Annotated in this window: 12 protein-coding genes and 1 pseudogene; 5 read left to right on the top strand and 8 right to left on the bottom strand. The window is 47.8% G+C overall.

The window, feature by feature from the left end:
• Positions 1 to 86: 86 nt before the first annotated feature.
• From K0T92_RS04515 to K0T92_RS04525, 3 genes and pseudogenes are all read right to left on the bottom strand, one after another.
• Positions 87 to 342, bottom strand: a pseudogene (locus K0T92_RS04515) (nitroreductase family protein); the annotation flags it as partial.
• A 551-nt stretch (positions 343 to 893) separates the two neighbouring features.
• Positions 894 to 1208: a hypothetical protein gene (locus K0T92_RS04520; RefSeq protein WP_219871249.1), complete on the bottom strand. Its 315-nt coding sequence runs from the start codon at positions 1206 to 1208 to the stop codon at positions 894 to 896.
• Between the two features lie 88 nt (positions 1209 to 1296).
• Positions 1297 to 1662: a hypothetical protein gene (locus K0T92_RS04525; RefSeq protein ID WP_219871250.1), complete on the bottom strand. Its 366-nt coding sequence runs from the start codon at positions 1660 to 1662 to the stop codon at positions 1297 to 1299.
• 451 nt (positions 1663 to 2113) lie between these two features.
• Between K0T92_RS04525 and K0T92_RS04530 the strand changes: the two genes are divergently transcribed.
• From K0T92_RS04530 to K0T92_RS04550, 5 genes are all read left to right on the top strand, one after another.
• Complete coding sequence (locus tag K0T92_RS04530; protein ID WP_219871251.1) at positions 2114 to 2356, top strand: hypothetical protein; 243 nt, start codon at positions 2114 to 2116, stop codon at positions 2354 to 2356.
• 324 nt (positions 2357 to 2680) lie between these two features.
• Entirely contained in the window at positions 2681 to 2986 is a 306-nt protein-coding gene (locus tag K0T92_RS04535) for a DUF6809 family protein (protein ID WP_219871252.1), read from the top strand.
• Positions 2987 to 3113: 127 nt separating this feature from the next.
• Entirely contained in the window at positions 3114 to 4214 is a 1101-nt protein-coding gene (locus K0T92_RS04540) for a hypothetical protein (protein WP_219871253.1), read from the top strand.
• 92 nt (positions 4215 to 4306) lie between these two features.
• Positions 4307 to 4705 carry a LysM peptidoglycan-binding domain-containing protein gene (locus K0T92_RS04545; protein WP_219871254.1) on the top strand — a complete coding sequence of 133 codons (399 nt, stop codon included), beginning with the start codon at positions 4307 to 4309 and terminating at the stop codon, positions 4703 to 4705.
• 180 nt (positions 4706 to 4885) lie between these two features.
• Positions 4886 to 5527 (top strand): L,D-transpeptidase family protein, encoded by a 642-nt coding sequence (locus K0T92_RS04550; RefSeq protein ID WP_219871560.1) that lies wholly within the window; start codon positions 4886 to 4888, stop codon positions 5525 to 5527.
• A 232-nt stretch (positions 5528 to 5759) separates the two neighbouring features.
• On the opposite strand, the gene K0T92_RS04555 is transcribed toward K0T92_RS04550, so the two are convergent.
• From K0T92_RS04555 to K0T92_RS04575, 5 genes are all read right to left on the bottom strand, one after another.
• Positions 5760 to 5987 (bottom strand): hypothetical protein, encoded by a 228-nt coding sequence (locus tag K0T92_RS04555; RefSeq protein ID WP_219871255.1) that lies wholly within the window; start codon positions 5985 to 5987, stop codon positions 5760 to 5762.
• A 338-nt stretch (positions 5988 to 6325) separates the two neighbouring features.
• Positions 6326 to 7183: an aldo/keto reductase gene (locus K0T92_RS04560; protein ID WP_281423105.1), complete on the bottom strand. Its 858-nt coding sequence runs from the start codon at positions 7181 to 7183 to the stop codon at positions 6326 to 6328.
• A 131-nt stretch (positions 7184 to 7314) separates the two neighbouring features.
• The gene (locus K0T92_RS04565; RefSeq protein WP_219871256.1) at positions 7315 to 8214 is read right to left on the bottom strand and encodes a dihydrodipicolinate synthase family protein; all 900 of its coding nucleotides are present in this window, start codon (positions 8212 to 8214) and stop codon (positions 7315 to 7317) included.
• Positions 8211 to 9086, bottom strand: coding sequence for a dihydrodipicolinate synthase family protein (locus tag K0T92_RS04570; protein WP_219871257.1), 876 nt, complete (start codon positions 9084 to 9086; stop codon positions 8211 to 8213). The genes K0T92_RS04565 and K0T92_RS04570 overlap by 4 nt, the downstream gene beginning before the upstream one ends.
• A gap of 27 nt (positions 9087 to 9113) precedes the next feature.
• Positions 9114 to 10418 (bottom strand): ABC transporter substrate-binding protein, encoded by a 1305-nt coding sequence (locus K0T92_RS04575; RefSeq protein ID WP_219871258.1) that lies wholly within the window; start codon positions 10416 to 10418, stop codon positions 9114 to 9116.
• Positions 10419 to 10500 lie beyond the last annotated feature (82 nt).

Consider the following 10500-nt stretch of genomic DNA (forward strand, 5'->3'; position numbering starts at 1 on the left):
TTTCAGTCTGGCGGTAGAAAATGGGCTTCTTCAACACCTGCTAAGCTTAACCCCTATTATTGAAATAGCTGTGAAATAATTCTGCGTTACTCCACCCACGCCACTACTTCCTGCGCGCATCGACGTGTCTTGTCAGTCGGGGCATGCAATCTATAGCCAAAAGCCGCCATAACTGAAACGCCATAATGTTCAGAGTCCATTATTCCTTCTGCAACTAATACATCGCTAATCTTCTCCTTGTTAACTCCTTCAATCGGACAAGAATCAATACCAATCCGTGCGGCAGCAGTCATCATATTGCCTAATGCAATATACGTTTGACGGCAAGGCCCATTCGAGCATCACTCAACAACAACCCGCGCTTCGGTGCTAGATGTGCTGCAAAAGGTCGTTGACACAGGCGGCAGCATGCATTTTATGTTGCACCGTGTAGAGGACACTCCAATAGGCCCTATTCCAGAGATTTGCTACCCGACTGCGGAGTTAGAGTGGTTGTGTGGTGTCGTGTATAGTATGGGACTAGATGATGTCACGATTTCAGAATGGTTTGATCAATTAGTTAACCCAAGGTCATTTGTTGGAATCTATTAAACACCCGAACACGATGTTCTTAAGTTGGAGAGTCAAAAGACTCTCCATTTTTTTAGGCTCAACCTCAAAATCAGTGCTTGATTTATTCCACTTAGTCGATTGCGGTTGCATTCAACTAAAATCGGTATCGAGGGTAATTGATACTCTTTTCATGCCAATTACACATCGTTTATAGTGCGTTTTTGATGGCTTCGTGGTCGATTTTTCTCCTCTGCTCACACCAGCGGTGGAGGTCAAGCTTTGCGATTTCGACTCGGTGAATTGTCATACCACGTGGTAAGGCTTCTTCCATTCCCATACGGTCAATCTTCTTTAGTGTTCTCTAAGATGATTCCCCAACCTAGATTATCTTCAAGCACCCTCTTTTCAAAAGCATCAATTCCGTCAGTTGTAATCGTAATTGTAATTTCATCCGAAGAATCTTTCAATGGCTTAACTTCAATTAACCCTTTGTCCAATAGGTAAACAATCGCCTTATGTTGCTCAATATCAGATTGCTGATAGAACATTTCTTTGGTGGTAACCAACATAGGGTTTTCTTTAAACCATAGTGCGTACAAATTTTCCAATATGCCTGTTCTTATATAGATTCTTTCGCTAACAATTTTTTTATACATCAAGATACACCCCCAAGATTAGCCTATCTAGTGGGATTATACCATACCCAATAGATAGGCTCTAATTCTTTGCTAAATTATTCAATGGTTAACCACCAACTGTATATTCTCCATCAAAATACTTTTGTCCAGAGTAATGAATGATATAGTTTGAGCCAGTCGTGTTAGTAATGGTTCCTGAAACTTTTACTCGGTATTGCCCTGCATCAGTAGGCATGAAATAAGATTGATTGGACTCATTGCTTCCTTGACCCCCAGCATATATAAAGGTTTCACTATCAACCTCTTCCCAAGCAAACAAGAAGTTCTTACGGTATTGCAATTCCATGACTAAGTTAACGAAAGTAATAATTTTACCAGAGTAGTTAAAATCCCACTTCCCAGTAACGCCACCGAAAGGTGATATTACAACTTCACAATCAAAATCGGGACTAGATGATGCTAGGGATTCCAACTGAGGTTCTACTACCGTTGCAGCTGAAGCTGAAGCAAACGGAATGATGGAGATAGACAAAATCAAAACAAGAAATAAAACTACGACTTTTTTTCATTTTAATATCCTCCTTATTTTTCAATAAATATATTATAATTGCATTATATAACCAAATATAGTTGTGTAAAATGGTGCAAATGACCTTTATATTCGATAATAAGTAAATAAATGTAACTATATATTTTGCGAAATACGAGTTAAATTGTCTACTTATGTAATATAACTGATGTTAACTGCTAAGGAGAATTGTTTTTGTCTATGAAGAAGTTTCCTGAAGTGAACATTAGGAATGAAAAATACGAAGAAACTTACGAATATTTTTTCATTGTCCATATGGGGGGGGGGGGGCAAAATATAGCTCCCATCACCTATTGCTATGAATAACAAATAAAGGTTCAGAGGAGAGATAACTGTGACTGAAAAACTAGAAGATGTTCTTGGTTTACCACAGGAGTGTAAAGATTTTACTGATGGAAAGGTTCGTATCGCTCACCCTGTTACTATGAAAAAATTCCCCTCTTTTGTATCCAATCTTGGCTTTATTAAGCCTAAAAGCCTTTGGAACAACATGATATTTGATGAAGGAATAAATGCAACAAGAATCGTACTAGTATCCACTTTTAAAGATGAGGACATTGAAGATGTTATGGACTAGAGATTAAATCATTATCAAAATAAATCGACTAAACGCCCTTTCACCCTTTGTAACAAATCGTTCTCAAAAAATGCAAATAGCCTTTGTGTAGAATTCAAAAAGACTGCCAATTGCTTTTGTGTCATGTTTTCGTCTTCACATAAATCCTTGATTTTTATGTTTATATTTATCAACAAATAAAATCTAATTATACGAAAATTGCATAAAAGTAAAATATAAAAACTTCATGATATACAATGGTTTGGGACATGATTTCGATTTTCGCAATTCTACATACTTTCCATAATAAACTATCAACCTTCCCGCAGAAAGGAACAATCCGATATGAAAAGCATTATAGAACACCTCTACAATGACAATTTGCTGCTTAGTGCGCATGCTGCTACTAAGGACTCGCAATATCGCGTTTCCGGCAATAAAATTAACGATGAAATGGACAAATGGAGGGCAAAATTAACAAAAGAGGACTATGATAAGCTCATTGATTTATTGGACCAGCACGCTCAAATACACGACATGGATACAACCGCATCATTTGCTTATGGCTTCAAGCTGGGCGCGTCGATCATGCTGGAAGTGCTTAATGGGAGAAGCGAGCTAATTCGTACGAAATTTGAATCTAACAAATGAAACGAAAAACCAACCGATCCATCTGAATGATCACATCAAGTTACGGGAAAAGTGAATGATGATAAAAAACTTCCTGAGGAAGGAGGATAACGCATTGCAAGGGACGTTGCTTAGGAGCACTGCTGTTTTGCTGACAATATTGTTATTATGCAGTGCCGCATATCCAGACCCTGACAATATGACATTAACGGTTCGTTCGAGCCCGGCTTCCGTATACCAAACAATGCATGCGATAGACAGTTCCATACTTTCTTTGCCAACGGAATTCATTACACTTGCACATGCCCCCTACTTGACAGATATATATGTTACGCTGAGGACGGGCTCGCAATTAGAGCATTATCGCTTAGAGCGGTCTGGTAATCTATGGGATGAGCGTTCATCCCGTCGCCTCGTCCTGCACAAAGCTGCCGCAGCCAAATTGCTGCAGAAAGCATCCATGTTGAGAAGACAGCATTTCGGGAAAATAATCGACTGGGAAGAAGCTCAGCGGATCATTACACGCAAAGCCGTGTTTTCCATCAAGGATTTGGAATCGGGCTTAACCTTTCGTGTTCAGCGGCGGGCCGGAAGCGCTCATGCGGATGTACAACCGTTAACTAAAGAGGATACAAAAATTATGAAACAAATTTTTAAGGGCAAATGGAGCTGGGATCGCAAAGCAGTACTCGCAGGCTCGAATAATAATTGGATTGCCGCCTCCATGAACGGAATGCCTCACGGAGGAGACGGCATACCGGATAATGATTTCTCGGGTCATTTCTGCGTTCATTTTCTGAACAGTACAACTCACCGGTCTGACGAGCCAGACCCCGATCACCAGTTGATGGTTCTTAAAGCGGGCGGGAATTTGAGGGCCTACTTCAATGCTGCCTCCCCGCACACGCTTGTCCAGAATCTGGTTGGCGCAGTGAATCTCCATGATGACGAATTGATCCGCTTAATTCTTGAAGGAACACCTCGGGATACAGAGGCACAACTTCTTCGAGCATTTAGCTCCATCGACTCTATACGAATGATCAAGACGCGAGAAACCGAATATTCCGATGATACGTTATTCTCCTCTGTTGCAATGAAAGCCATGCTTCGGTATAAAGACAGGAAGAAACAGCGCATCGAACTCCGCTTCATGCTTGACCGTCAATTCGTTCATTCCCCATGGCGTATTCAGGACCTTGTTGTAATCAATGGAACAAAAGAAACACCTATAGAAAAATATTCGGAATAACCAATGAAATACTCCCGGCTATGGAACCCATCAGAATCGACAGCAATACACTATAGAGACAAATGACTATTTATTCTATGGAGGTATTGTTAATGGATCGTGGATTTGTTCCCGGCGGCGGCTTTGGTGGAGGATTCGGACGTCCCTTCTTTCGCCCGTTCGCCCATCCCTTTTTTCCTCGGCGCTTTTTGTTTCCATTTTTCTTCTTTTCTCCGTTTTTCTTCCCATTCTTTAGAGATGGAAAATCCGACGACATGTTATTCGCGCAGCATCAGGTGCAGAAAGGGGACACTTTAGCTGCGGTGGGACACAAATATAATATGCCTGTCGCCATTCTTGAGGAGGCCAACCCGCAACTGGCCAATCCGCAGCAATTAAGTGCCGGAGAGGTCATTTACATCCCTCGAATATCTAATATGATGTGCCAGAAAACCTATTCGGAGATGCCGGCCTCCATGCAGCAAAGCCAGTCGATGATGCAGCAAGGATAATGATGCCCCTGCTAATCCCCCACTGCCATCGCGCCGAGGGGGATTTTTTTCATAATTGAAAATCATGTCCGCCATACTAAAGGAGGCTGGAATAATAAATCCAAAAAGGTGATTCGATTGCTGAAAAAAAATGGGACGGGCATTCTTCGCGTCATTGTAACGGCAGCCCTAATCGTAATTATGCACGGGACCGTTATCGTCCATCCTGCCTATGCCGATCCATCGCTGCCGATTGTGGCCGACCAAGGGATCTATTCGATTGATGTTTACCCGCTGTATCACCAGTTAATTGTGCGAGCGCAAGGACAAAAGTTTAAAACCTATACGATTGCCGTTGGAAATCCATCAACGCCTACCCCGATTGGAGAATATCAGGTCGTGTATAAGGGGAAGGATTGGGGAGCTTCCTTCGGGCCCCGCTGGCTAGGGTTAAATGTTCCATGGGGCAGCTACGGAATACATGGTACGAATAAGCCGTACTCCATAGGGCAGCATTTGAGCCACGGCTGTATTCGCATGCGCAATAGCGATGTCATGGAGCTGTACGAAATCATTCCGCTGGGCACGAAAGTGACCATTCACGGACATGTGCTGGGAGATCCGAATCATGAGCCAAGGAATTTGGCGGAGGGGGACGTCGGTGGGGATGTGCAGCTAGTCCAGTCCCGGTTGAAGAGCGCCGGTTATTTCAAAGGCATTTGCGACGGCAAATTCCGTTCCGACACAACGGCAGCGCTCCTTCAATTTCAAAGCGACCATCATTTGATGCATAACGGCATCGTCACGATACAGGTGTATGAAACGCTTGGATTGCTGGATTGACGATCTTTTTAATTACATTTCAGTTCACCCTTGATAAAGGTGCATTTTCTGAACTTGCTTAGCTTTTCAAGAGAACCAGCCCACGCAGCACATACACGAAAAACGCCACCCTCCAAGGGTGACGTTCCATAAACTAGACATGCTCACCTACTAAGCGTTCCTTCAATAATACTCGTCATTCATGCCAATGCCCGTATCGGGTATGGTCAAATGAACCTCATCCGCCTGCCGATCAATCCGAATATGCTGCCGTCCCGCCTCTCGTCAGCCTCAGAATGCCGTGCCGAACCGCATTCTCCACCAGCAAACTCTCCTCGAAACGCCGCTGCTCGATATACAAGCTAGTCCGCCACAAGCTGCAGCTCCCGCTTGTGCGATTCGGCTCATCAAGCCAGCTTGTTAGCCGATCGTTCCAGCTTTCGGATAGCAGAATCTGTGCCGCTTGTGCGATTCGGCTCACCAAGCGCAGCTGTTAGCCGGTTTTTCCAGCTTTCAGATAGCGGGATCTGTGCCGCTTGTGCGATTCGGCTCATCAAGCGCAGCTGTTAGCAGGTTTTTCCAGCTTACAGACAGTGAGATGTTAGTTTGTTGCTCTGTAAGCAGGTTTTTCCGGTTTAAAGCGGCAGGAAGAGCGTCCAGATTGACTTTGATGGAGCAGTAACACGATTTTTCCGGCTTACAGCGCCTCTAGCCGCTCCCCATCCTTACTGTAACGCGGAAATGCCTGCTTACGGCGAAACAACACACCTGCTCGGGTCAGACTTCACCCAAGAAAAAAGCTTCTCCCAAGAAGCAGCGCTAGAAATCAAAGTTGTCCGGGTCGGGGCCGATCCTCTGGTCAAGATTCAGCGCATCGATAGCCTCCATATCCGTATCGGACAGCTCGAAATCGAAGATGTCCGCGTTCTCGCGGATGCGCGCCTCCTTCACAGACTTGGGAATCGTGACGATTCCGCTCTGAACATCCCACCGCAGAATGATCTGCGTCGGTGTTTTACGATACTTCTCCGCCAACTGCACTATGGTTTCATTGTCCAGAAGCTGGCCCTTCATAAGCGGGCTCCACGCTTCGATCTGAATATTGTGCTCGGCGCAGAACTGTCTTAGCTCCCGCTGCGAGAGGCGGGGATGCAGCTCCACCTGGTTAACGGCAGGCACGACCGCGCTTCCTTCCATCAGATCCTGCAAGTGATGGGTCTGGAAATTGCTTACGCCGATGGCGCGAATTCGTCCTTCGCCGTACAGCTTCTCCATCGCCCGCCAGCTCTCCTTATATTTCCCTTTAACCGGCCAATGAATCAGATACAGATCGATGTAATCCAGCCGCAGCTTGCCGCGGCTGTCCTCGAATGCCTTCAAAGCGCTCTCGTATCCTTGATCAGGATTCGCCAGCTTCGTCGTGATGAACAGCTCCTCCCGGGGAATGCCGCACTGCTGAATCGCTTCCCCGACTCCGAGCTCGTTATCATAAGCTGCCGCCGTATCTATGCTGCGATAACCAGCCTTGATCGCGGACAAGACGGACTGCTTCACCTCTTCCCCGTCATTCGCCTGGAATACGCCAAGCCCGAACCAAGGCATCCGCACGCCGTTGTTCAATATCGTTGTGTCGCTAATGTGCCGGATTCCCTTCATATTTCCACTTTCCTGCTGCATTCGTTGCACCGCCTTCATTTCCTCATTCATTGAGCATTCATATCAATTACGTTCATTCATACTGATTGCTTTCATTCAATTCGATTACATTCATTTCGACTACGTTCATTCCATTCCAAAATTGCTTTCATTCATCTGCTCAGCTCTTCAAGCAAAGCATCGATTTGCCGTTTCTCTTCAGGGAGAAGCGGTTCAACCGGCATGGACGCCTTGGGATTGCCCAGATTCATTCTGTGCATCACGTATTTCATCCCGGTCAGCCAAGAGCTTCCAATCCCGCATATTCGCTTGATGCTAATAATCTGCTGCTGCAGCTCCTTGGTGCGGGCAGCATCCCCTTGCTGAGCGGCTTCATAAATTTCAGCGAATACCTTCGGATACAGATTCGCAAGTCCCGCAATGCTCCCGTGAGTGCCGAACAAGAGACTTGGCCCGCACAGCTCTTCCCCGCCGCAGAAAATCCGCATATCCGTGTCCGCAAGCAATGACAGCGTCTTGAAATGCTGATCCCAGTTGCCGCAAGTATCCTTGTATCCGACAACGTTATCGATCCGCGACAACGCCAGCACCGTTTCCGGCAGGATGTTCACTTGTGTTAGTGCCGGGATGTTGTAGACGAGCATCTTGGCTGCCGTCTTGCTGCTTATCGCCTCGAAATGCCGGATAATCTCCTCCTGGCAGGAGGTGTTCATATAGAAATGCGGCGTCGCCACCACATACTCCGCTCCATGCTGCTCCAGCCTCTTGATGCCCTCGATTACACGGGGTGTGGAGACATCGATGACGCCGCAATAGACAGGGATCTTGCCGCCTGCCTCTTGCAGGCACAGCACATTCGCACGCTCCCACACCTCTCTGCTTACATTGGTCCCTTCTCCGGCCGAGCCCATCGGGAACAAGCCGTGGACACCGCCCTCCAGACAATGATGAATCAGCTTCACGAAGCTGCCTTCATCGAGCGTTTCATCCTCGTTCAGCGGAGTGAACAAGGGCGGCACGATTCCTTTCAGATCCTCGATCGCATATGTCATAGCGCCAGCTCCTTCACCAAGGTCAGCCGAAGCGCCTCGTAATCCGCATCCGACAGCGTGCCGAGCGGTTCTCTGCAGCGTCTTGAGCCGTATCCCGCTATTTCCGCTCCGGCCTTCATTTTCCGGATATCTCCGGCGAACAGCTGCGCATACTTATGCAAGTCCATCTGGCAGTTCAGCGCTGTTGCGCTGTCGCCGCAGTCTACCGCCCGCTTCAAGGTGACGAAGCGCTCGGGCACGATATTGATCATCCCGGATATAATGCCATCCGTGCCATGGGACAGCGCGTACAGCGCGGTTATATCCGAGCCTGTGAAGAAGGTGGTGTCCGGCATAGCCGAATAGGCCATCGTGCGGAGCATATCGTCCTGGCTGTTCTTCAGCCCGGCAATATTGCTGTACTCCCCGACTAAACGCTGCACCAGCTCCGGCTTCAGATCATTGCCGGTATGCGGCATATTATAGAGATACAGCGGCGTATCCTGAACCCGCTCGGCTATCGCTCCGAAGAAGCCCGCCAACGATTCGTCGTCATGCTTCCAGAACCAGGGGGATACGGCGACCAGCGCGTCTGCGCCGAGCGCTCTTCCGTGATCGGCCAGCCTGAGGCTGTCACGCAGATTTGAAGCGGTTACATGAATCAGGAAAGGAACTCTGCCGGCCGTTCGCTCCATTAATCGTTCGGCTATAAGCTCCCGCTCCTCCAGGTCCAGCGCAATGAATTCACCCGCCGATCCGCCAACGAAGATGGCATCCACTCCGGCTTCAATAAGGGCTTCCATATGGGCTTCCATCGCTTCAAGATCGATGCCGCCCTGCGCGTTGAATTGGGTAAATATCGGAACGACAATTCCGCTTAGCTGTCTATTCATTGCTGCCATCCTCTCCTCTCCATCCGCTTATTTGATGTCTGCTTCCCAATGTTTGACGATATCCTGATAAGCCTGCTCCGGCGTAATCCGGTCGAAGATGACCTCGGCGCCTACCTTGTTGAAATCGACGATGAAGATTCCGAAACCTTTGGGCCCGACCGTGAACGGATTGGCGTCGGCCTTGGTCGCATTGATTAGACCGAGCTGGGCCTTGGCTGCGTCATTGAGCTTCGGCTGCAAATAATCGAGAATTTGGGTCGATACAGGTACGCCCCTGGTAACACCAAGTATGTCCGCTGCTTCCTTGTCATTGATGAAGAAGTCGATAAATTTCTTGGACTGCTCAATATGATCCGAATTTGCGCTTATCGCCCAATACATGGCCGGCTTGATGTACCCTCCGGCTTGTGTGCTTCTTGGCGCTTTCGCCAGACCGAACACCCCTGGCTGCACGCTTTCCCATGAAGGATAATCCGAGGCGTAGCTTTGCTTGATCAATACTTTGCCATTCAGCAGCAGGTCAAGCTGCGGATCGTATTTCTTCTCGGATACCGATATTTCCGCAGGCGGGACGACGCCCTCCGCTCTCAGCTCGGCAAACACCTTGCACCACTCCAGCCACGTTGCCTCATCGACGTTCAGCTTGCCGTCGGGTGTGGAGAGCGCGCCCTTGCCTTTGCTTAACTGGAACATCTCGTACACTTCGCCATCGACGGTGAAATCGCGCAGCGCATATTTCCCCTTCTCCAGCTTCGGCTGGATGTCGCGCGCCAGCTGGAACAGCTCATCCCATGTCCAGTTATCCCCCGGTGCGCCGAAGCCCATCTTCTCAATCGCCGCCTTGTTATATACAATGCCGAAGGGATTGCTGCCGATCGGAATAGCGAACAGCTTGTCCTGATATTTCCCCGCGCTGAGCAGATTCGGGTCCAGATCATTCACGTTGATGCCCGAGGACAGATCAGCCAGTTGATTGCGCGCGGCGTACTCATTGAAGTACTGGGCGTCCATCTGGATCATATCCGGCGCGTTCTTGGCCGCTGATTGGGTTGCGAGCTTGTCCCAATAGCTGTCGAAGCCGGAGAAGTCCGGTTCGAATGTAATGCCGGGATTGTTCTTCGTATACAGGTCGAGCACCATCTTCGTCGCATCATGCCTCGCCTGCGAGCCCCACCAGACAATGCGAAGCTTGGCGGATTCGGCATTACCCGCTCCTTCGCCCGGCTTCTCGGCCGAGGACGGCGTTTCATTGTTCGAACCGCAGGCGGCCAGCAACACGAACACCATACAAACCGCAATGGACAACGTCACGCTTCTCGATAATTTCTTCAACGCTTACTCCCCCTTGTGAATTGAATTGGCTTGCAACTTAACTATAAAGCGTTTACATTTCGACCTAAATACGAAGGATACA

It is taken from the genome of Paenibacillus oenotherae, from assembly GCF_019443105.1.
Taxonomy (GTDB): Bacteria; Bacillota; Bacilli; order Paenibacillales; family Paenibacillaceae; genus Paenibacillus_Z; species Paenibacillus_Z oenotherae.

Bases quoted from the DNA above. Each gene is read 5' to 3' on its own strand.
- K0T92_RS04520 (WP_219871249.1), bottom strand. From the start codon at position 1,208: ATGTATAAAAAAATTGTTAGCGAAAGAATCTATATAAGAACAGGCATA.
- K0T92_RS04535 (WP_219871252.1), top strand. From the start codon at position 2,681: ATGAAAAGCATTATAGAACACCTCTACAATGACAATTTGCTGCTTAGT.
- K0T92_RS04545 (WP_219871254.1), top strand. From the start codon at position 4,307: ATGGATCGTGGATTTGTTCCCGGCGGCGGCTTTGGTGGAGGATTCGGA.
- K0T92_RS04550 (WP_219871560.1), top strand. From the start codon at position 4,886: ATGCACGGGACCGTTATCGTCCATCCTGCCTATGCCGATCCATCGCTG.
- K0T92_RS04560 (WP_281423105.1), bottom strand. From the start codon at position 7,183: ATGCAGCAGGAAAGTGGAAATATGAAGGGAATCCGGCACATTAGCGAC.
- K0T92_RS04565 (WP_219871256.1), bottom strand. From the start codon at position 8,214: ATGACATATGCGATCGAGGATCTGAAAGGAATCGTGCCGCCCTTGTTC.
- K0T92_RS04570 (WP_219871257.1), bottom strand. From the start codon at position 9,086: ATGAATAGACAGCTAAGCGGAATTGTCGTTCCGATATTTACCCAATTC.